The following is a 22,083-nucleotide window of genomic DNA, read 5'->3' as shown; positions in this document are numbered from 1 at the left end:
CATGAAAATCTTGATCGTAAGTGATAGCCACGGACTTACTAATGAACTTGAACAAATTGTTGAGCGACATAAAGATGAAGTAGGTACGATGGTGCATTGCGGAGATTCGGAACTGTCGGCGGACGATGTGGTTCTTTCCCCTTTTCATAACGTTCAAGGGAATATGGATTTGAGTCATAAGGAATTTTCAAATGAGAAGTTAATTGAAGAAAACGGTGTTCGAATTTTCCTAACACATGGACACCTTTATAATATTAAGATGTCCTATATGAAGTTAGCATACAAAGCGGAGGAAAAGAGAGCTGATCTTGTCTGTTTCGGTCATTCTCACGTTGCTGAGTCATTCGAGAAAGACGGTATCATCTTCATAAATCCAGGAAGTATACGATTACCCCGTGGACATGTTGAAAAAACATACGCAATTTGCGATTTTGGAAATCGAACGAATGTAAAAATCCGTTTTTATAATATCGAGGGAAAGGAAATTAGTAAACTTTCCACGAATTTTCAGCGGTAAAAAGGAACTAGAAAAAGTCATTGACAATTACGCTATTTTTCGGTATATTATATATTGTCGCTGATAAATGCGGGTGTAGTTTAGTGGTAAAACAAGAGCCTTCCAAGCTCTGGTCGTGAGTTCGATTCTCATCACCCGCTCCATTTAATTTTATAATGTCCCAGTAGCTCAGCCGGATAGAGCAATAGCCTTCTAAGCTATCGGTCGGGAGTTCGAATCTCTCCTGGGACGCCATTTATACCATACATACAAACGTCTTCTCTGCTCTATGCAAAGAAGGCGTTCTTTATTATTTAATCCAGATGAATGGTGCAAAACGCACAAAATAATTTGTTTTTAGTGAACTAAACTGCTAAACTTGCTTTAAAGTGATGTAGGAAAAAGCGGGGAGATTGATTTGGAAAAACACCGAAAAGGGCCGCGTGACAGTAAAATCGTCTACTTCCCAAACCTTACCGGTAAACTCGTGAATAAGGGAATGTCTGCTCTTAAGCAAAAAAAATTTAATGAATCACTCAATTATTTTAAACAGTTGATTGAAATGGAGCCAGAGCACCCGCAGGGGAACGTTGGGGTTGTATTGAGTTTGGTTGAGTTAGGTCAATTGGAAGAGGCAAAGGAAAAATGTGACGAGATCCTTAAAAAAGACATAGGTGACTATTACGATGTCCTCCAAATATACATATCGATCCTCATTCAACTAGGGGATTATGAAGAAGTAGTGGAAATACTGGAAGCTGTGATTCAGGAACAATCTCTACCCGCTCAAATGGCCGAAAACTTTTATCAGTTGCTTTATTTTAGTCGGAAGATGGCAGAGGATGACACTGAAGAACATACGGAGGACTTTTTCGAGAAGAAAGCAGAGGTGATCTCTGAAGCAGAACTAAAGAGCCTTACCACTCAACTACAATCTTCTGATTCGAAATTGCAATGGAAGGCTGTTCAGTCGATTGAAGCAGTGAAACACCCAGTCATTAAAGAAGAATTGAAGAAGTACCTTACATATCCGGATGCAAATCCATCTCTTAAAACGATTGTCCTTCAAATGATGAAAGACGAAAACATTTCAGAGTCTGTTGAAATACATAAGTTTGGAAAGAAAATAACGATTCAAACCAGTGAATTGCTGGACATACCCGAAGGACAATTTTACAGACTCGTCAAGAAAATTGTGGTCCACCAACTTGAACAGGAAAACCCGACATTATTAGAGATGGCTGTTCAAATTTGGGATCACTATTTATTTATGATTTATCCATTTCAACCAGACCCGTTAAACGAACAGTTATGGGCTACAGCGGTACTCGAAGTTGCTCACCGTTTAAATGGAATCGAATTTGATAGGAATGAATTACAACAGGCATTTTCACTTGACCTAGATACAGTCAAAGAAGCAGCCGAAAAAATCTTTGAAATCGAGCGACTTTCAATGAAGGATATCGGTTTTTCGGGTAATCAACCGAACTAGTTGAAAAGCAATGACCTTATGTTATAATGAAGTGGTTGTAAACTCATTCGTACGTTAATGAAGTAATAAGAAGATATATGTTGGAGGGAATTATAGTCATGAGTGCAAATTGGGAAAAGCAAGAAGGCAATCAAGGTGTCTTAACGATCGAAGTTAACGCTGAACGTGTTGATACAGCGTTAGATCAAGCATTCAAAAAAGTTGTTAAAAAGGTTAATGTTCCTGGATTCCGTAAAGGAAAAGTACCTCGTTCCATGTTTGAGAAACGTTTTGGGGTAGAGGCATTATACCAGGATGCTCTAGATATCTTATTACCAAGTGCATATAGTGAAGCAATTGAGGAATCTGGGATTGACCCGGTTGACCAACCGGATGTAGATATCGAGCAAATGGAAAAGGGTAAAAACCTGATCTTTAAAGCCACTGTTACAGTAAAACCTGAGGTAACACTTGGTGAATACAAAGGGCTTGAGGTTGAGGAGCAAGATACAAACGTAACAGATGAAGATATTGAGAATGAATTGAAAGAACTCCAAAAGAAAAATGCAGAACTTGCCATTAAAGAAGACGGGAAAATTGAAGATGGGGATACAGTTATTCTTGATTTTGAAGGGTTCGTAGATGGCGAAGCCTTTGAAGGTGGAAAAGCTGAAAATTACTCACTTGAAATTGGATCTGGTTCGTTTATTCCAGGATTTGAAGAGCAGCTTGTGGGCGAAGAAGCTGGAGCTGAAAAGGATGTAGAGGTTACATTCCCTGAAGAATACCATGCGGATGAACTAGCTGGAAAAAAAGCAGTCTTTAACGTGAAGATTCATGAAATCAAGCAATTAGAACTTCCTGAGCTTGACGATGAGTTTGCTAAAGACGCAGATGAAGAAGTTGAAACACTTGATGAACTTAAATCAAGTATTAAAGAACGTTTGCAAAATGAAAAGACAACTCAAGCTGAAAACGAAAAACGGGATAAGCTTGTAGAACAAGCAGCTGGGAATGCAGAAATTGACGTTCCCGAAGCGATGGTAAAGTCTGAACTTGATCGAATGATGAAGGAATTTGATCAACGTTTACAAATGCAAGGAATGAATCTTGATATGTACTATCAATTCTCTGGTACTTCCGAAGATCAATTGAAAGATCAGATGAAAGAAGATGCTGAAAAGCGCGTGCGTACAAACCTGACTCTTGAAGCTATTTCAGAAGCTGAAAACATCGAAGTAAATGATGAAGAAATAGAAGAAGAAATTAAAAAGATGGCGGAAATGTATCAGATGGAAGTTGATAAAATGAAGCAAATGCTTGCAATGCAAGGCGGTCCAGACCTTCTTAAAGGTGATCTAAAAGTTCGAAAAGCAATCGAATTTCTTGTAGAGAATAGTAAGACTGTTGCATAATATAGTTTAAAGGTGAAGCAAGGCACGAATAAAAATCGTGCCTTGCTTTATAAAAACAAAGCTGATTTAAGAATACATCGCATCATTATGACTATACTGATAATTATCGGCACCTAATTTCATACATATAATGCAGATATTCAAGAACTTAATGACCTAACAAGATGTACTACGTTCACTTATCAAAAAAAGTTTTCACAAAAAGTACTTCGTCTTTGGACACGTATTTTACAAAAGTGTTATTTTTTTGTTTTTAACATCTTCTGTGATAAAATCGTATACATAATCCAAACTTTTAAATTGAAGTGCATGCTTGTTTAGGACGCAAGACAACATATTGAAAAAGTTTCAATGTGTAAAATAGCCATTGTGGCAAAAGACTATAAGTACTACTTCATCCAAACCACTTTTAGGGGTGATTAAATGTTTAAATTTAATGAGGAAAAAGGACAATTAAAATGTTCTTTCTGCGGAAAAACACAAGATCAAGTACGAAAACTGGTTGCCGGACCAGGTGTATATATTTGTGATGAATGTATCGAATTGTGCACGGAAATCGTAGAAGAAGAACTTGGAACAGAAGAAGATGTAGAGTTTAAGGATGTTCCAAAACCACAAGAGATTCGTCAAATCCTTGATGATTATGTAATCGGTCAGGATATGGCTAAGAAATCTCTTTCAGTTGCTGTTTATAACCACTACAAACGGATCAATGCATCAAAGAAGACGGATGATGTTGAACTAGCAAAGAGTAACATTGCGATGATCGGTCCAACTGGTAGTGGTAAAACTTTACTTGCCCAAACGTTGGCACGTATCCTAAATGTACCATTTGCGATTGCAGATGCTACATCACTGACAGAAGCTGGTTATGTAGGAGAAGATGTGGAAAATATTCTTCTTAAATTAATTCAATCTGCAGATTATGATGTAGAAAAGGCTGAACGTGGAATTATTTACATTGATGAAATCGATAAGGTTGCTCGTAAATCTGAAAATCCATCAATAACACGTGATGTTTCCGGAGAAGGTGTGCAACAAGCCTTACTTAAAATTTTAGAAGGAACGGTAGCAAGTGTTCCTCCTCAAGGTGGCCGAAAGCATCCACATCAGGAATTTATTCAGATTGATACTACAAATATTCTCTTTATTTGTGGAGGAGCATTCGATGGTATCGAACAGATTGTTAAACGCCGTCTTGGTAAAAAAGTAATTGGATTCGGTACAGAAGGCTCCCAAAATGCGGATCTTAGACAAGGTGAATACTTATCAAAAGTGTTACCTGAAGATTTACTGCGATTTGGACTAATCCCTGAATTTATTGGACGTCTACCAGTAACAGCGAGCTTAACTCCACTTGACGAAGAAGCACTGGTAGAAATATTGACTAAACCAAAAAATGCGCTTGCAAAGCAATATAAAAAGTTATTGCAACTTGATGGGGTTGAACTAGAGTTTGCAGACGAAGCACTTGTTGAGATTGCAAAACAAGCAATTGAGAGAAAAACCGGGGCACGTGGTTTACGTTCCATTATTGAAGGAATTATGCTCGATGTCATGTTTGACTTGCCATCTCGTGAAGATATTAAGAAATGTGTCATCACAAAAGAAACAGTCACAGAAAAGATTTCACCGCAACTTGTTCTTGAAGACGGCACGGTGATAGAAGGAAAAAAGGAAACACCTAAAGAAAGTGCATAACATATAGAATTAAGACACTTCGCATTTTAGCGGGGTGTTTTTTTATTTCATAAAAAAATAAAGAAAAAATGATCCAAATCCCAGTTTGTTTCGTATGCTTAGTAATTAAGTCGTCCTTCTTGAAGAAGCTGACTTAATTTATTAAAATAACATACATCCTTGTAAAAAGGAGGTGACTCAAAACTGGTGAAATTACGTATTATGCAACTAATTGTGCTAGGAATCACATGCATGGTTCCATCCGCTGTACTAGCCAATGATGGCTCCTTGCTGTCTTCAGTCACATCTACAGTTGATAAAACCGTTCAACATGCAAATGAAACTGTAGAAGAAAAGACTGAAATCGTAGAAGGTACAATAAAGGTAGAAGAAACGGCAGAAAACAAAACAAAGGAAGATCAAGGAACCCATGAATCACAAGCTGAGCAGGAAAAACCAAGCAGCAAAAGTGAGGAACGTGTTCAAGTTGCTGATAAAAACCTTGTAGGTCAGGTAACAGAAACAGTATCAAATGTTACGACTGTGACAACTGAGACTGTTGATGAAACTGTTGAAACAGTAGATAAGACAGTTAAAGTAGCTGAAAAAACTGTTGTGCCAGTGGATAAGGCTATTGAACTAGTGGAAGAAACTGTTAAAACGGTGGATAAGACGATAGGGGTAGTAGACAAAACCGTAGGAACAACAGTAAATAAGACTGTTGAACAAACTGTCGAAGGAGTCAATAAGACAGTCTCCAACACTGTTCAAGAACAATCATCATCAGTGGAGAATGACCCGTTAATTGATGTTTCAATTAACGACGGGGTCTCTGCAACTGTTCATACAGATATTATTGATGTTGACGTTAATTCAGACGTAACAGAAACACCATCTTCTACAAATACACAGGATCAAAAGGATCGTCTAGAGACAAAGGTTGAAGTGGAGAATGGGAGATCTGATTCTCATGAGAATGATGCCAGGGATTCTTCTGATCGAGCAAATGATTCAAATGTCATGAACAAACAGCAGCAAGAAATAAATGCTCAACTATTAGATAGAGCCGAAGAACAAGATTCCAAAGATATAATGAGTGAAAATCTAATTGAGCGAAGTAATGAATCGTTTGGAAGTGGGGTTTCGGATTCTCCATCCAAAGGTGATCATCCACTTTCCCCCCTGGATTCAGTAAATAATGCTGTAATACCAACTAAGTCATCAGGTCCTAGCGCAAGTGGACCTGGAACGACCGGTTCACACGGTTCAACTAGTACAACAAGCTACACCTCCGGGTTTTTAGCAGTGCTTACAGGAAGCGATGCTTCGAGTAATGAAAAAGGAATGTTACGCCCATTAGAAAATGGATTCTTCCATGACCAATGGGTGAATGCACCACCGGCACCACCACCCAAATAAACGCTTCTTCTTATACGTATTAGTAAATGAAACTTAGTCATAGCAACCATTAAAAAGAAGAAGGAGCGATTTATAAAATGAATGGAAATAAGTTTTTCAAAACGGTAGCTTTAACTGGTGTTGCAACTTTTGGTGTATTAATTGGAAGTAACGATGTATTTGCTTCAAGTTCAGATAGTGAAGTTGAAACCGGGATTTCAGTAAATCTCACTAGTACTCTTGGACTGACCGATGATTCTGAAGAAAGTTCAGAAGTCGAATCAAATGTATCTACAGACGTAGGAGTAAATGCAAACGTTGAAGGCGAAAGCAGTGAAGACGCTGAATCCAATGCCAACATCAATGCAGGAGTAAATGCAGATGCAGCATTAGAAGCAGCAAGTGAGGAAGATGGAGAAGAAACGAATTCTTCAGTAAATGCAGACCTTGGAGCGGATGTAAATGCAGATGCAGCATTAGAAGCGACAAGTGAAGAAGATGGAGAAGAAACGAATTCTTCAGTAAATGCAGATCTTGGAACGGATGTAAATGCAAACGTTGAAGGCGAAAGCAGTGAAGACGCTGAATCCAATGCCAACATCAATGCAGGAGTAAATGCAGATGCAGCATTAGAAGCGACAAGTGAAGAAGATGGAGAAGAAACGAATTCTTCAGTAAATGCAGATCTTGGAACGGATGTAAATGCAAACGTTGAAGGCGAAAGCAGTGAAGACGCTGAATCCAATGCCAACATCAATGCAGGAGTAAATGCAGATGCAGCATTAGAAGCGACAAGTGAGGAAGATGGAGAAGATACGAATTCTTCAGTAAACGCAGATCTTGGAGCGGATGTAAATGCAAACGTTGAAGGCGAAAGCAATGAAGACGCTGAATCCAATGCCAACATCAATGCAGGAGTAAATGCAGATGCAGCATTAGAAGCGACAAGTGAAGAAGATGGAGAAGAAACGAATTCTTCAGTAAACGCAGATCTTGGAGCGGATGTAAATGCAAACGTTGAAGGCGAAAGCAATGAAGACGCTGAATCCAATGCCAACATCAATGCAGGAGTAAATGCAGATGCAGCATTAGAAGCGACAAGTGAGGAAGATGGAGAAGAAACGAATTCTTCAGTAAACGGAGATCTTGGAGCGGATGTAAATGCAAACGTTGAAGGCGAAAGCAATGAAGACGCTGAATCCAATGCCAACATCAATGCAGGAGTAAATGCAGATGCAGCATTAGAAGCGACAAGTGAAGAAGATGGAGAAGAAACGAATTCTTCAGTAAATGCAGATCTTGGAACGGATGTAAATGCAAACGTTGAAGGCGAAAGCAGTGAAGACGCTGAATCCAATGCCAACATCAATGCAGGAGTAAATGCAGATGCAGCATTAGAAGCGACAAGTGAAGAAGATGGAGAAGAAACGAATTCTTCAGTAAACGCAGATCTTGGAGCGGATGTAAATGCAAACGTTGAAGGCGAAAGCAATGAAGACGCTGAATCCAATGCCAACATCAATGCAGGAGTAAATGCAGATGCAGCATTAGAAGTGACAAGTGAAGAAGATGGAGAAGAAACGAATTCTTCAGTAGACGCAGATCTTGGAGCAGATGTAATGGCTGCCATCGATGGATCGGAAGATGATAACACAGAATCTTCATTTAATACTGGACTTTTGGCTGGTGTCTCTCTTGAAGCATTATTGGAAGATAAAGACAATCAAGAGGATACGAACCTAGAAAGTAACCTTGGCTTGAATGTAATGACAACAATAATGACAAACATTGAAGATGAAGAGAATGAAAGTACAAATTCTTCAATTAATACGGGACTGTCGGCAGACGTAATGCTGGATACCTTGTTGGAAAATCAAGACAACCAAGACAATACAAGCCTAGACAGTATTATTAATCTCAATGTATTCGCACCAGCTATGTCTAGCATTGATGAAGAGTAAATCGTACTAAACAAATAGTAATAAAGTGCTGTTAATTGGCACATTAGAGGCTGTCGAGAAAATCTCGGCAGTCTTTTCTTACTCTTTAAGAAAGATAAATGCTTTTTATAGTATAAGTAAATAAGGCTATCCCTAAATGAAATCATAAGTAAATCATACGTTTAGTCCAACTCATGCTCGGAGATACTAGTGGATAATGAACATTCAGGAGGGGAAAATATGAGCTGGACAAGTATTGCTCTGATTATTCAATTGTTTTTTGGAATTATTATTGGACTTTATTTTTGGAACTTATTACGAAACCAACGGACGCAAAAGGTTTCGATTGATAAAGAGTCAAAGAAAGAAATGGATCAACTTCGAAAGTTGCGAAGTATATCCTTAAGTGAACCACTGGCTGAGAAAGTCCGACCGTCTAGATTTGATGAAATTATAGGTCAAGCTGAAGGGATACGTGCCCTCCAAGCAGCGTTGTGTGGCCCAAATCCGCAGCATGTAATTATTTATGGACCCCCAGGTGTTGGAAAAACCGCAGCAGCAAGAATCGTACTTGAGGAAGCAAAGAAAAATAAACGTTCTCCTTTTCGACCGACTGCTATTTTCGTTGAATTGGATGCAACAACAGCAAGATTTGATGAAAGAGGAATTGCAGATCCGTTAATCGGTTCGGTTCACGACCCGATTTATCAAGGTGCCGGAGCAATGGGGCAAGCTGGGATTCCACAACCGAAACCCGGGGCAGTGACAAACGCTCATGGAGGCGTATTATTCATTGATGAAATTGGGGAATTGCACCCGATTCAAATGAACAAATTGTTAAAGGTGTTAGAAGATCGAAAGGTATTTTTAGAAAGTGCATACTACAGTGCTGAAAACACACAAATACCAAACCATGTACACGATATTTTCACAAACGGGTTGCCAGCTGATTTCCGTTTAATTGGCGCAACGACACGTACACCTGATGAGATTCCACCTGCCATTCGCTCACGTTGTTTGGAGATTTTCTTTAAAGAACTTTCAGCTAACGATATTACTAAGATTGCACAACGTGCTGTTGAGAAAATTTCTTTTACAATTGAGGAAAACGCAATTCAACTACTTTCAAAATATGCCAGGAATGGTCGGGAAGCGGTTAACAGTATACAAATTGCTGCTGGACTGGCGATCACTGAGGATAGAAGTCACCTTACAAAATATGATATTGAATGGGTTTTACATTCAAGCCAGTTGACACCACGCATAGATTCGAAAGTCCATACTAAGCCGAGAGTAGGTCTTATTAATGGATTAGCGGTCTATGGGCCGAATACGGGTGCCCTTCTTGAGATTGAAGCAACAGTAATACCGACAAAAGAAAAAGGAACGATTATGATCACTGGAATTGTTGAGGAAGAAAGCATAGGTAGTCAATCGAAGTCGGTACGTAGAAAAAGTCTTGCGAAAAGCTCAGTAGAAAATGTGCTTACTGTGCTAAGACGTATGGGTGTTCCGTCCAATAGCTTTGATATACACATCAACTTTCCCGGAGGAGCACCGGTTGACGGGCCTTCAGCAGGAATCGCAATCGCTACCTCGATTTTTTCTGCTATAAAGGGAATCAAGATTGATAACAAAGTTGCCATGACAGGCGAAATTAGTATACATGGCAGAGTAAAACCTGTAGGTGGCGTATTTGCAAAGATAACTGCAGCAAAGCAATCAGGTGTTGAAGTTGTTTTTGTACCTAAGGAAAACCAACAATCCATTCTTAAAGAAATTGAAGGTATCACCATTCATTACGTTGAACATCTTGAAGAGGTTTTTGAGTACTTGTTTAAAGAAACGTTCAATAAAGACCGTGTTGAAAATATCGCTGCACAGGAGTCCTCGCCTAAGGTTGTCTGAGGCGGGGCTCTTCTTCTTACTAGTTACTTTATTGTATATAAATAATACATCCTCTCATTAGACAAACCAATAGTTTACGGGTAGAATTGATTAGATGAAATACTTATAAAGAAAAAAACTTGGGTAGTGCTAAATTTGAGCGTAGGCGTCGCCTTGGCTGCGCTTATACAATAGAAAGTATTTAAATACTTTCTTAACGTGTAAATCAGGAGATGACCTATCTTAAAGTCATCCTTTTTTCCACGTTTAGATAGGTGATTGATAAAAAGTATAAATAGAATAATGGAGGTGTGTTTTCTATGGCTCAAACATCGTCAAGAGATATCCCGTTATTACCGCTTAGAGGACTTCTCGTTTACCCAGGTATGGTTCTTCATCTGGACGTAGGACGGAAGAAATCAGTTCAAGCTTTAGAACAAGTAATGATGGATGACCAGCATATCTTTTTATCCACTCAAAAAGAAGTGGCCATAGAAGAACCAACGGACGAAGATATATATTCCATGGGGACGTTGGTAAAGGTTAATCAAATGCTTAAGCTGCCGAACGGTACAATCAGAGTCCTTGTAGAAGGGATTCAACGAGCTGAAATTACTGGTTTTACTCTTGAAAAGAAATACCTTGAGGTGAACATCAAGCTGATCAATGAACGAACGAAGCCTGATTCAGAAGAAATTGCCCTTATGCGAACATTGCTTAAGCAGTTTGAACAATACATAAATCTATCGAAAAAAGTGACAACTGAAACATTAGCTTCGGTTCAAGATATTGAAGAACCAGGCCGTTTGGCTGATATTGTCACTTCTCACTTGCCTTTGAAAATTAAAGAAAAGCAAAAAATACTCGAAACCTTGGACATTAAAGAAAGAATGAATGAAATTATTGATATTTTAAAGAATGAGCGAGAAGTACTTGGGCTTGAACAGAAAATTGGTCAACGAGTTAAAAAGTCGATGGAGAAAACGCAAAAAGAATACTATTTGCGTGAACAAATGAAGGCGATACAAAAAGAGCTCGGAGATAAAGAAGGGAAAACAGGAGAAGTATCTACTCTTCGTGAAAAGATCAATGAAGCGGATATGCCGGAAAACGTTCAAAAAACAGCGTTAAAAGAACTAGAAAGATATGAAAAGATGCCTCAGAGTTCAGCTGAGAGTGCCGTTATTCGTAATTATATTGACTGGCTCTTAAACCTACCTTGGACAAAAGAAACTGAAGATAATCTCGATATTCATCATGCGGAAACCATTTTGAATGAGGATCATTATGGACTTGAAAAAGTAAAGGAGAGAGTTCTTGAATACTTAGCTGTTCAACAGTTAACCAATTCGTTAAAAGGACCTATTCTTTGTCTTGTTGGACCACCTGGAGTAGGGAAAACGTCATTGGCGAGATCGATCGCGCGTACAATTGGAAGGAACTTTGTCCGTATTTCCCTTGGTGGCGTTAGGGATGAAGCAGAAATTCGTGGTCATCGTAGAACGTATGTTGGGGCAATGCCTGGCCGCCTAATTCAAGGAATGAAAAAAGCGGGTTCGATTAATCCAGTGTTTTTGTTGGATGAAATTGATAAAATGTCAAATGATTTTCGAGGGGATCCAGCGTCCGCTTTGTTAGAAGTCCTTGATCCAGAGCAGAATCATACGTTTAGTGATCATTATATTGAAGAACCCTATGACCTATCCAAAGTAATGTTTGTCACAACTGCGAATAACATGTCTACAATTCCAGGACCTTTACTCGACCGTATGGAATTAATCCAAATCGCAGGGTATACAGAAATTGAAAAACTTCATATAGCTAAGCAATATCTAGTGAAGAAGCAGACAAAAGCTCACGGTTTGGAAAAAGGTAAGGTCCAAATACGAGATGAGGCTATTTTACAAGTCATTCGAAGATACACACGCGAGGCTGGGGTTCGAAGTCTTGAACGCGTTATTGCATCCTTATGCCGAAAAGCGGCAAAGCAGATTGTTTCTGGTGAGAAAAAGCGAGTCATTATTACGAACAAAACGGTGGAAGAGTTGTTAGGAAAGCCAAAATTCCGATACGGTCAAGCTGAGGATGAGGATCAAATTGGAACGGCAACCGGTCTTGCGTATACAACGGTTGGCGGGGATACCCTATCCATCGAAGTGTCAGTTGCACCCGGGAAGGGGAAATTACTTCTAACAGGAAAACTTGGAGATGTGATGAAGGAATCCGCACAGGCTGCATTTAGTTATATCCGGTCCAGGGCGGAAGAATTAAACATTGACCCAGAATTTTTGGAGAAAAATGATATTCATATCCATGTACCTGAAGGTGCTACACCAAAAGATGGACCATCAGCTGGTATTACGATGGCAACAGCATTAATCTCTGCCTTAACGCACCGCCCTGTGAGGAAAGAAGTAGGGATGACCGGTGAAATCACTCTTCGAGGGCGTGTATTGCCAATAGGTGGACTTAAGGAAAAAACATTAAGTGCGCACCGTGCAGGCCTTAAGAAGATTATTATTCCTAAAGAAAACGTATCCGATCTAGATGATATCCCAGAAAGTGTAAAGAGTGATTTAACCTTTATCCCAGTCTCACATCTGGATGAAGTATTAAAGGAAGCATTGATAGGTGAAGATGTATGAAAATCCAAACAGCAGAACTTATCATTAGTGCGGTAAAGCCAGAACAATATCCGGGAGACATTAAGCCTGAAGTTGCACTGGCAGGTCGTTCAAACGTCGGAAAATCCTCTTTTATTAACAAAATGATAAATAGAAAGAGCCTTGCTCGCACATCATCAAAACCGGGGAAAACACAGACGCTTAACTTCTATCTTTTAAATGAACAGATGTTCTTTGTGGATGTGCCTGGATACGGCTTTGCTAAAGTGTCTAAAAAGGAAAGAGATGCCTGGGGACGTATGATCGAAACGTATATAATGGAACGGGACCAGCTAAAAGCTGTCATTTTGCTCATTGATGTACGCCATGCACCAACAAAAGAGGATCAGTTAATGTATGATTGGCTGACTCATTTTGAAATCCCAGTTATCGTCGTTGCAACGAAAGCTGATAAAGTGCCAAGAGGAAAACATCAGAAACATGTAAAGATAATCAGGGAAACCCTTAACATTGACAAAGAAAGCCCCATACTTCTTTTTTCTGCGGAAACCTCCTTTGGAAAAGAGAAAGTATGGTCAACAATTGAGAGCTTAACTTAAAACCTATTCCGGACTATTTTCCTAATTATCGAATTACGAACCTCCTTGTTTTAAATAACAGGGAGGTTTTTTGTTGTTGATATCGAAACTAATAAGTAGGAGCATTATCCTAAACAATATCAAACATAAGGAGAGGGTCAAAAGAGATGAAGAAACTTAGCTTATGGATGACAATGCTGTTGGCATTCTCACTATTGCTTGCAGCTTGTGGAGGGTCAGAGGACGATGAGAACGCTGGTGGTGACAGCGAAAAAGAGTACAATCTTGTTGATGATGGAAAATTCACGTTTGCTTCTTCAGGGGAATTCAAACCGTTTAGCTACCCGGATCCTGAAGATCCAACTAAAATGGTCGGTTATGACATTGCTGTAGGTAATGCAATTGCAAAAGAGCTCGGACTCGAGCCAGCACCAGAAAAATATAAGTTTGCAAGTATTGTTGCAGGTGTCAAAGGTGGTCGTTTCGACGCAGCGGTAGCAAGTCATACGATTACAGATAAACGTTTAGAGGAAGTTGACTTTACTGAACCATATTATTATTCAGGACCACAAATTTTCGTTCGTCCGGATAGTGAAATTGAAACGGCAGAGGATTTGAAAGGTAAACAGGTTGCCGTTTCTAAAGGCTCTACTTATGCAAGAATGGCAAAAGAATACACTAATAATATAAAAACGTTTGACAGTGATGTAGTTGCATTACAAGCATTAAGTGAAGGGAAAAATGATGCAGTCATCACGGATTTTGTAACAGGTGCATTAGCCATTGAGAGTGGGTTTGATCTTGTTGCTAAAGAACGACTTGGAGAAAGTGAACAAGCGATTGCAATTTCAAAAGATAATCCGGAACTACTCAAAGCGGTAAATAAAGCCTTGAAGAAGCTTAAAGAAGACGGTACATTAGCCAAACTCAGCAAGAAATGGATTGGAGAAGACATTACAACATCAGAGAAGTAAGAACATAATATGTGAGCAAACAAAAAAAGTTAGGGGCTGACTCATTCGGGTTAGGGCACATTCTGATCAATACATCATTTCGATGTTGTACTGAGATTGGATGGTCTAACACCTTGCTTTTGGGTCAGCCCAATTTATTCAAGAGGAGTTGAGACGTTTGCCTGGATTTAGCCATGTTATTAATAAATTCATTCAGTATTTTGATGTATTCATAGAGGCTATGTTTTTAACCCTAAAATTAACAGCAGCCTCCCTACTCATCGCCATTGTAATTGGACTGTTCTTTGCACTATTAAAAATATCCCGCAGTAAACCGCTATCTTTGATTGCTGATGCTTACATTGGAATTGTCCGTGGAACGCCATTAATTGTGCAGATCTTTATTTTCTATTTCGGCCTTACTGAAATTGTAAATATATCTGGATTTTGGGCGGCTACGTGGGGTCTTGCTTTTCATAATGGGGCCTACATAGCAGAGATTTTCCGTGGATCAATACAGTCGGTGGACAAAGGGCAATCAGAAGCAGGTCGTTCCCTTGGAATGACGAGAACATTAACAATGAGAAGGATCATCCTCCCTCAAGCCTTTCGTCGAGCGCTTCCCCCACTAGGGAACCAATTTATTATTGGGTTGAAGGATTCATCACTAGCAGCGTTTATTGGAATGCCAGAATTGTTTAATATAGCAACTACTCTAGGTTCTGCTAATTTTGATATTATGACTTACCTCTTGATTGTAGGGGTCTACTATTTAGTACTCGTATTGTTGTTAACAGTGCTCGTGAACATGATTGAGAAGAGAATGTCGGTGAGTGACTAAGGGGAGTGAACAGTCTTGAGTGAAAAGCGTGAAATGATTAAAACTGAAATGCTCAATAAGAGTTTTGGAGATTTACATGTATTGAAAGATATCGACATGAAGGTTTTAGAAAACGATGTAGTTGTACTGATTGGTGCCAGTGGCTCAGGAAAAAGTACATTGCTGCGTTGTTTGAACTTCCTCGAAATTAAAAGCAGTGGAAAAGTTATACTTGAGGACGAAGAAATTGACCCTAAAAAGGAAGATTTGAACAAAGTGCGTCAAAGAGTGGGAATGGTGTTCCAGCACTTTAACTTGTTTCCACACAAAACGGTATTAGGAAATGTAGTCGAAGCTCCGATGATGGTGAAGGGGGTAAAAAAAGCGCAAGCCATAAAAGAAGGTAAGGAACTCTTAGCTAAGGTGGGTCTTGCGGATAAGGCAAATGTGTATCCATCCAAGCTATCTGGAGGGCAAAAACAGCGGGTTGCGATCGCACGTGCACTTGCAATGAAGCCTGATATTATGCTTTTCGATGAACCAACATCTGCACTGGACCCCGAGCTTGTCGGAGAAGTATTATCTACGATGAAGGAATTGGCTAAGGAAGGGATGACGATGGTTGTCGTCACACATGAAATGGGGTTTGCGAGAGAGGTTGCTGATTGGGTAGTTTACATGCATGACGGCAGGATCGTTGAACGTGGACATCCACAGGACCTTTTTGATAATCCTCAAGAAAAGCGCACACAAGATTTCTTAGGCTCTATACTGTAGAAATCAAGAAATTTACAAGAGCCTGATTTTCTCCTTTAATGGAGAAAACCAGGCTCTTTTTTGTAAGTAAGAAAGTATAAAGTTTTGCTGCATAGATGCAATGTCTAGCTTCAGCGCCCAGGTGTTCGAGGTCGCTTCAATTCTTCCACAAACACAAAAAGCGTGTTATGTTGCAGAATCTCCAGCGCTTGCACTCGCAAGCATAAGCGCAACTTAGGCAATCGCCTTCGCTATGCTTGGCGCTGACCTAGTTTTCTTTATCGTACCTGAACAGGGCGCTTCCGCTTTTCTTTAAAATCTAAGAAGTAATTAATTTCGTTTCATAACCATATAAATCCCTAGTATGAATAATACGGCGGGCCAAAACTTTTCAGAGTAAATTAGTATTTCTCCCATAATTCCGATAGATCCAGTAGAAAAGAGTGCGAATATCGAGAGAAGTGTTAGAATTCCGCCTACCCATAGTCCTCTTTGTTTTGATTTCTTATATTGTGCGAGGAATGCAATACCGATGATTAGTGTATAAACGGCCCACTTTTCCGGCCAAAATGTCAGTTGGGTCCGAGCGTAAAAGTGCAAAGCCAGTCCACAGATAACAATCCCTGAAAATAATGCTTGTGGATCGCTTCCTTGAACGAGAAAGGCTACCCCTATTATTAATAATAATGCTGGTAAAAGCTCAATCTCACCAATAAATGGAACCGTCCACTGCTTAGATAAAAAATAAACCCCTAAACCGATTAGAAGTACACCCGGAAATTTCACTTGTTTCATTTGTTCCTCCTTATCGAACAATCGTGTTTAGTGTTGAAGTTTTGCGAAATTATGAGAAATTTGATACATTAAGGTTGGTATTGAAATGTATTTGAATACCTATACTAAATTTTGGATATTCGGGAATGCTTAGAGTAATAGCTAATCCATATCTTATCATGACTTTCATATACTGTTCACATTTTTTTGATCCTAGTTATATAATGCGTGTTATAATACTAGTGGATTTTACGATATACATACCGATTAAAGGGGGTGACGAACGATGCATATCATAAAAGTTGGACTCAACCATAAAACTGCCCCAGTAGAAATTCGAGAAAAGGTATCTTTTCAACCTGAAGAATTGGAAGCGGCTCTTATAAAGCTTCGACAAACGAAAAGTATACTTGAGTGTGTGATCGTATCAACGTGTAACCGTACAGAAATTTATGCAGTTGCTGATCAATTACACACTGGACGATATTATATAAAAGCATTTTTAGCCGAGTGGTTTTCATTAGAGAAAGATTTATTAACACCATACCTTACTATACAAGAACGAGAAGATGCTGTTGAACATTTATTTAAAGTAGCTTGTGGTCTAGATTCGATGATTTTAGGAGAAACCCAAATACTAGGGCAAGTACGCTCTAGCTTCTTCAAGGCTCAGCAAATGACGACGACTGGCACGGTGTTTAATGAACTTTTTAAAAAGGCGATCACTTTGGCCAAGCGTTCTCACTCTGAAACTGATATTGGCGAAAATGCGGTATCCGTTAGTTATGCTGCGGTTGAACTTGCCAAGAAAATCTTTGGAGGACTAAAGGGGAAACGGGTATTAATCCTTGGAGCAGGCAAGATGGGAGAGCTCACTGCTCGACACCTTCACAGTAATGGTGTCGAAAACATTACTGTATTGAATCGTACGTTCACGAAGGCTCAAGAACTTGCCGATCGTTTTGGTGGACAAGCAGGTTCTATGGACGATTTGAATCAATCTTTACAAAAAGCCGATATCGTTATTAGTTCTACCGGCTCTAACGATTATGTAATGACAAAGTCTTCCGTTGCACCCGTTTTAAGAAAAAGAAATGGTAAACCATTGTTTATGGTAGATATCGCTGTTCCGCGCGATTTATCGCCGGATTTACAGGATCTCGAGAGTGTGTTTTTATATGATATTGATGATTTAGAAGGGATTGTTGAAGCAAACTTGGCGGAGCGTGAGAAAGAAGCTGTCAAAATACGCGTCCTTATTGAAGAAGAACTTCTTGATTTCTTAAACTGGGTGAACACACTTGGCGTTGTTCCGTTAATAACAGCACTTCGCCAAAAAGCACTCTCCATACAATCTGAAACGATGACGAGCATTGAACGTAAGATGCCTGAGCTATCGGACCGAGAACGTAAGATGTTGAGTAAGCATACGAAGAGTATCGTTAATCAATTGTTACGTGACCCGATTACTCGTGTTAAAGAGCTTGCAGCGGAACCAAATGCAGAGAAGAATCTCGATCTTTTCATCCAACTATTCGGAATTAATGAAGAAGTAGAAAGAGTATTAGATGCAGAACGCCGAGTCAAATCTGCTCAAACAGATGAAATTGCTAAGGAAGAGACATATACACCGGATACATCACCGGTCACAACCTAGCTTTACTCCCGAGAGAGGAGTTGCAATGTGGGTAGTATTAGATGGATATATGATTTAACAGTAATTTTATACGCACTCAGTGTGCTTGGATATTTTATCGACTTTTTACAAAACAACCGGAAGGCAAACCGTATCGCCTTCTGGTTGCTTTCTATTGTCTGGGTTTTACAGTTGTTTGTTTTATTCATAAGAGTTTTTGAAAACAATCGTTTTCCGATCTTAACACCTACGGAGGGGTTATTTTTTTATTCATGGATTCTCGTAACCCTCTCACTGCTAATTAATTGGTTTTTTCGAGTGGACTTTTTTGTCTTTTTTACAAATATTATCGGATTCATACTCATGACGGTTAGTTGGTTTTCCCCAAATGATCAAGTTCCATCAGGTATATCAGACCAATTGATTAATGAGCTTGCCATTATCCACATCACAATGGCTTTCAGCGCATACGGTGCGTTTACGCTCTCAAGCATTCTTTCGATTATGTATCTTGTTCAATACAACATGCTTAAGCAAAAGAAAGTAGGTAAGTTGCTGTGGAGGTTCGATAGTTTAACTAAGCTAGAATCTCTGCCATTCCTTCTAAATATGATCGGGGTACCTATGATCCTATTAAGTCTTATTTTAGGGCTGATTTATGGATATAACATCGGACTTTACCCAGCGATATGGTGGGATGCAAAAGTAATCAGTTCATTTCTAGTTATAATTGTGTACAGTTGCTATTTATATTTAAAAGTAGCAAAAGGGGCGCACGGAAGACAGCTTGCATACTGGAATATTGCTGGTTTATTGGTTATTCTGATTAACTATTTTCTAGCGGCTACACTTACGGAGTTTCACCTTTGGTATCAGTAATGGGAGTATTAACGAAAAGATAAGTTTAAAACAAAGAAGGACGTTTGGAGGCATATTTTATGCGAAAAGTGATAATTGGATCCCGTAGAAGCAAGCTAGCACTGACACAAACACGCTGGGTCATTGATCAGCTTAAAAAGTCCGGTGCACCATTTGATTTTGAAATTAAGGAAATCGTTACGAAAGGAGATCGCATTCTGGATGTGACCCTTTCTAAAGTCGGTGGAAAAGGTCTATTTGTCAAAGAGATTGAACAAGCCATGCTGGATAAAGAAATTGATTTTGCGGTACATAGTATGAAGGATATGCCTTCAATACTGCCAGATGACCTTGAGCTAGCTTGTACACCGGAACGTGAAGATTATAGAGATGCGCTAATTTCAAAAGGACATCAGAATTTTGCTGAGTTACCGTCAGGGGCTATTGTTGGTACCAGTAGCCTGCGTCGTGGCGCACAGCTTCTAGCTCATCGAAAAGACATTACAATAAAGCCGATTCGCGGAAATATAGATACACGTCTCTCGAAATTGGAAAATGAGGAATTTGATGCAATTATCCTTGCAGCAGCGGGGTTAAAGCGTATGGGATGGTCAGAAAGTGTGGTTACCCAATACTTAGAACAAGATCTTTGTATACCAGCTGTCGGCCAAGGTTCATTAGCCATAGAATGCAGAGAAAATGATGAAGAGTTAAAATTGTGGCTTGATAAAATTAATTGCGAGGAAACGTTTGAAACAGTTCGTGCTGAACGAGCATTTTTACGAACCCTTGAAGGTGGCTGTCAGGTTCCGATTGGTGCACTTGCAGAACGTGATGAAACGTCTCGTGACATTAGGTTAACTGGTTTTGTAGGAATGCCGGATGGCACAACTATTCTTAAGGATACATTGCAAGGTAAAGATTCTGAACAAATGGGCATAAAGTTAGCTAACATTTTAAAGGATCGCGGAGCGAAGGAGATTCTTGACCGTGTAAAAGAGGAGTTGGATCAGTCATGAGCTTTTCGGAAAAGCCGCTTTTAGGTCAAACGGTACTTGTTACAAGATCTGAAACTCAGGCTCTTCCTTTCATACAAGCAATCGAAACTCGTGGCGGCACAGCAGTTTCAACTCCATTATTAACGTTCCGAATGCCTTCAAAAATACGAGGAATTAAGCGGGCATTGAACCAGCTAGATGAATATGAATGGATTATGTTTACGAGTCAAAATGCGGTTGAATTTTTTCTAATAATACTCGAACGGTTAAGATACCAAGTTGAGGATATCAAAAAGCACAAAATTGCCGCAATCGGAAAGAAGACGGAAAGCCTTCTGCACCAATATGGATTGCCTGTCCACTTTTCACCTACTGAATATGTAGCTGAGCGGTTTGTCGAAGAGTTTAGTGTTGTTTTACAAGAAGGGGAAAGAGTATTATTCCCTCATGGTAATCTCGCTCGTGACACCATTCGATCTGGTCTCATCGAAGATAATAAACAGATTGACTCCTTTGTTATCTATGAAACTGTGCCTGATGCAACCCATAAGAGTAAGATAATCAATTTACTTAAAAATGATCGAATTAACATTATCACATTTTCAAGCTCTTCAACCGTTCACTTTTTCTTTGAGCTTGTGGGAACCAAGCTACTAGAAAGTTCAAGTGTCCAATTTGCTTGTATCGGGCCCATTACAGCTCGTACACTCGAAACATATGGTTTTCAAGCACACATGATTGCAAATGAATACACGATTGATGGTCTGGTTGATGCAATTGTGAAGAAGAAACTGGAGGAGGAAATAAAATGAGCAGTGAATTTCAAAGACATCGCAGATTGAGAAAAACAGACAGTATGCGTGCAATGCTTAGAGAGACGTTCTTAAGAAAAGAAGATTTAATCTATCCACTTTTTATTGTAGAGGGAACAGGTGTGAAGCAAGAAGTAAGCTCTATGCCAGGAGTATTTCATTACTCTCTTGATCTTCTTAAAGCTGAAATGGATGAAATTGTTGGACTCGGTCTCCAGTCTGTAATTGTATTTGGTGTTCCTGCACATAAGGATGATAAAGGCACATCGGCATACGAGAAGGATGGTGTGGTTCAACAAGGGATCTCATTTATTAAGAAACATTATCCGCAATTAACTATCATTGCTGATACATGCCTTTGCCAATATACTGATCATGGTCATTGCGGAGTCATTCAGGATGGCAATGTATTGAATGATGAATCGTTGGAGCTACTGGCCAAAACGGCCGTTTCACAAGCGAGGGCTGGAGCAGATATCATCGCCCCTTCAAATATGATGGACGGATTTGTGGCAGCAATTCGCGGTGGACTTGACGAAGCTGGTTTTGTGGACACGCCGATTATGTCCTATGCAGTGAAGTACGCTTCCGCATTTTATGGTCCATTTCGTGATGCGGCACAAAGCACACCACAGTTCGGTGATCGAAAAACGTATCAAATGGATCCTTCGAACCGCTTAGAAGCCATTCGTGAAGCACAATCAGACTACGAGGAAGGTGCTGATTTTCTCATGGTAAAGCCAGCACTTGCCTACCTAGATATTCTGAGAGAATTAAAGGATCGTTTCCCATTGCCACTTGTCGCTTATAATGTTAGTGGTGAGTATTCAATGATTAAAGCTGCAAGTCAAAACGGCTGGATTGATGAAAAAGCGGTCGTGCTTGAAAAGTTAATTGGTATGAAACGAGCGGGTGCTGATTTGATTATCACATACTTTTCAAAGGATGCAGCAAAATGGATTGACGAAGACAAACAATAGGAAGGTG

The 22,083-nt window shown here is 39.5% G+C and carries 18 protein-coding genes and 2 tRNA genes; 19 read left to right on the top strand and 1 reads right to left on the bottom strand.

Annotated elements, in window-relative coordinates; genetic code table 11:
- The first annotated feature begins 1 nt into the window (after nt 1).
- The 14 genes from NON16_RS01475 (at nt 2) to NON16_RS01410 (ending at nt 16,039) form a co-directional block, all read left to right on the top strand.
- Nucleotides 2-517, top strand: a complete 516-nt coding sequence (locus NON16_RS01475; protein ID WP_257346402.1) for a metallophosphoesterase family protein — start codon at nt 2-4, stop codon at nt 515-517.
- A gap of 69 nt (nt 518-586) precedes the next feature.
- A tRNA-Gly gene (locus tag NON16_RS01470) sits at nt 587-660 on the top strand.
- 14 nt (nt 661-674) lie between these two features.
- Nucleotides 675-751 (top strand) — tRNA-Arg (locus tag NON16_RS01465).
- 163 nt (nt 752-914) lie between these two features.
- Nucleotides 915-1,988, top strand: a complete 1,074-nt coding sequence (locus tag NON16_RS01460) for a tetratricopeptide repeat protein (protein ID WP_257346398.1) — start codon at nt 915-917, stop codon at nt 1,986-1,988.
- Nucleotides 1,989-2,086: 98 nt separating this feature from the next.
- Nucleotides 2,087-3,382, top strand: a complete 1,296-nt coding sequence (gene tig / locus NON16_RS01455) for a trigger factor (protein ID WP_257346396.1) — start codon at nt 2,087-2,089, stop codon at nt 3,380-3,382.
- 423 nt (nt 3,383-3,805) lie between these two features.
- Nucleotides 3,806-5,083, top strand: a complete 1,278-nt coding sequence (gene clpX, locus NON16_RS01450) for an ATP-dependent protease ATP-binding subunit ClpX (RefSeq protein WP_257346393.1) — start codon at nt 3,806-3,808, stop codon at nt 5,081-5,083.
- A gap of 186 nt (nt 5,084-5,269) precedes the next feature.
- The gene (locus NON16_RS01445; protein WP_257346390.1) at nt 5,270-6,481 is read left to right on the top strand and encodes a hypothetical protein; all 1,212 of its coding nucleotides are present in this window, start codon (nt 5,270-5,272) and stop codon (nt 6,479-6,481) included.
- Between the two features lie 77 nt (nt 6,482-6,558).
- Nucleotides 6,559-8,421: a hypothetical protein gene (locus NON16_RS01440; RefSeq protein ID WP_257346387.1), complete on the top strand. Its 1,863-nt coding sequence runs from the start codon at nt 6,559-6,561 to the stop codon at nt 8,419-8,421.
- 219 nt (nt 8,422-8,640) lie between these two features.
- Nucleotides 8,641-10,308, top strand: a complete 1,668-nt coding sequence (lonB, locus tag NON16_RS01435) for an ATP-dependent protease LonB (RefSeq protein ID WP_257346384.1) — start codon at nt 8,641-8,643, stop codon at nt 10,306-10,308.
- A gap of 299 nt (nt 10,309-10,607) precedes the next feature.
- Nucleotides 10,608-12,932 carry an endopeptidase La gene (gene lon, locus NON16_RS01430; protein ID WP_257346381.1) on the top strand — a complete coding sequence of 775 codons (2,325 nt, stop codon included), beginning with the start codon at nt 10,608-10,610 and terminating at the stop codon, nt 12,930-12,932.
- The gene (yihA, locus tag NON16_RS01425) at nt 12,929-13,510 is read left to right on the top strand and encodes a ribosome biogenesis GTP-binding protein YihA/YsxC (RefSeq protein WP_257346378.1); all 582 of its coding nucleotides are present in this window, start codon (nt 12,929-12,931) and stop codon (nt 13,508-13,510) included. The genes lon and yihA overlap by 4 nt, the downstream gene beginning before the upstream one ends.
- Before the next feature lie 146 nt (nt 13,511-13,656).
- Nucleotides 13,657-14,463, top strand: a complete 807-nt coding sequence (locus NON16_RS01420) for a transporter substrate-binding domain-containing protein (protein WP_257346375.1) — start codon at nt 13,657-13,659, stop codon at nt 14,461-14,463.
- A gap of 157 nt (nt 14,464-14,620) precedes the next feature.
- A complete protein-coding gene (locus NON16_RS01415; protein ID WP_257346373.1) occupies nt 14,621-15,283 on the top strand; it encodes an amino acid ABC transporter permease in 663 nt (220 codons plus the stop codon).
- 15 nt (nt 15,284-15,298) lie between these two features.
- Entirely contained in the window at nt 15,299-16,039 is a 741-nt protein-coding gene (locus tag NON16_RS01410; protein ID WP_308216564.1) for an amino acid ABC transporter ATP-binding protein, read from the top strand.
- Between the two features lie 309 nt (nt 16,040-16,348).
- Here NON16_RS01410 and NON16_RS01405 read toward each other — a convergent pair whose 3' ends face one another.
- Nucleotides 16,349-16,813 carry a LiaI-LiaF-like domain-containing protein gene (locus tag NON16_RS01405; RefSeq protein WP_257346370.1) on the bottom strand — a complete coding sequence of 155 codons (465 nt, stop codon included), beginning with the start codon at nt 16,811-16,813 and terminating at the stop codon, nt 16,349-16,351.
- Between the two features lie 265 nt (nt 16,814-17,078).
- Between NON16_RS01405 and hemA the strand changes: the two genes are divergently transcribed.
- From hemA to hemB, 5 genes are read left to right on the top strand one after another with little or no spacing between them, the layout of a single operon-like run.
- Nucleotides 17,079-18,449 carry a glutamyl-tRNA reductase gene (gene hemA, locus NON16_RS01400; protein WP_257346367.1) on the top strand — a complete coding sequence of 457 codons (1,371 nt, stop codon included), beginning with the start codon at nt 17,079-17,081 and terminating at the stop codon, nt 18,447-18,449.
- A 27-nt stretch (nt 18,450-18,476) separates the two neighbouring features.
- Nucleotides 18,477-19,307 (top strand): cytochrome C assembly family protein, encoded by an 831-nt coding sequence (locus NON16_RS01395; protein ID WP_257346365.1) that lies wholly within the window; start codon nt 18,477-18,479, stop codon nt 19,305-19,307.
- Between the two features lie 59 nt (nt 19,308-19,366).
- The gene (hemC, locus tag NON16_RS01390) at nt 19,367-20,305 is read left to right on the top strand and encodes a hydroxymethylbilane synthase (protein WP_257346362.1); all 939 of its coding nucleotides are present in this window, start codon (nt 19,367-19,369) and stop codon (nt 20,303-20,305) included.
- Nucleotides 20,302-21,096: a uroporphyrinogen-III synthase gene (locus NON16_RS01385; protein WP_257346360.1), complete on the top strand. Its 795-nt coding sequence runs from the start codon at nt 20,302-20,304 to the stop codon at nt 21,094-21,096. The genes hemC and NON16_RS01385 overlap by 4 nt, the downstream gene beginning before the upstream one ends.
- Nucleotides 21,093-22,076, top strand: coding sequence for a porphobilinogen synthase (hemB, locus tag NON16_RS01380; RefSeq protein WP_257346357.1), 984 nt, complete (start codon nt 21,093-21,095; stop codon nt 22,074-22,076). The genes NON16_RS01385 and hemB overlap by 4 nt, the downstream gene beginning before the upstream one ends.
- Nucleotides 22,077-22,083: the final 7 nt, after the last annotated feature.

The organism is Pseudalkalibacillus decolorationis (assembly GCF_024609785.1).
Classification (GTDB): Bacteria; Bacillota; Bacilli; order Bacillales; family Fictibacillaceae; genus Pseudalkalibacillus; species Pseudalkalibacillus decolorationis.
Note: the sequence above shows the minus strand (reverse complement) of the source record. Positions and strands in the feature narration are given on the sequence as shown.

Bases quoted from the DNA above. Each gene is read 5' to 3' on its own strand.
- NON16_RS01475 (WP_257346402.1), top strand. From the start codon at position 2: ATGAAAATCTTGATCGTAAGTGATAGCCACGGACTTACTAATGAACTT.
- tig (WP_257346396.1), top strand. From the start codon at position 2,087: ATGAGTGCAAATTGGGAAAAGCAAGAAGGCAATCAAGGTGTCTTAACG.
- clpX (WP_257346393.1), top strand. From the start codon at position 3,806: ATGTTTAAATTTAATGAGGAAAAAGGACAATTAAAATGTTCTTTCTGC.
- NON16_RS01440 (WP_257346387.1), top strand. From the start codon at position 6,559: ATGAATGGAAATAAGTTTTTCAAAACGGTAGCTTTAACTGGTGTTGCA.
- lonB (WP_257346384.1), top strand. From the start codon at position 8,641: ATGAGCTGGACAAGTATTGCTCTGATTATTCAATTGTTTTTTGGAATT.
- lon (WP_257346381.1), top strand. From the start codon at position 10,608: ATGGCTCAAACATCGTCAAGAGATATCCCGTTATTACCGCTTAGAGGA.
- yihA (WP_257346378.1), top strand. From the start codon at position 12,929: ATGAAAATCCAAACAGCAGAACTTATCATTAGTGCGGTAAAGCCAGAA.
- NON16_RS01420 (WP_257346375.1), top strand. From the start codon at position 13,657: ATGAAGAAACTTAGCTTATGGATGACAATGCTGTTGGCATTCTCACTA.
- NON16_RS01405 (WP_257346370.1), bottom strand. From the start codon at position 16,813: ATGAAACAAGTGAAATTTCCGGGTGTACTTCTAATCGGTTTAGGGGTT.
- hemA (WP_257346367.1), top strand. From the start codon at position 17,079: ATGCATATCATAAAAGTTGGACTCAACCATAAAACTGCCCCAGTAGAA.
- hemC (WP_257346362.1), top strand. From the start codon at position 19,367: ATGCGAAAAGTGATAATTGGATCCCGTAGAAGCAAGCTAGCACTGACA.
- NON16_RS01385 (WP_257346360.1), top strand. From the start codon at position 20,302: ATGAGCTTTTCGGAAAAGCCGCTTTTAGGTCAAACGGTACTTGTTACA.
- hemB (WP_257346357.1), top strand. From the start codon at position 21,093: ATGAGCAGTGAATTTCAAAGACATCGCAGATTGAGAAAAACAGACAGT.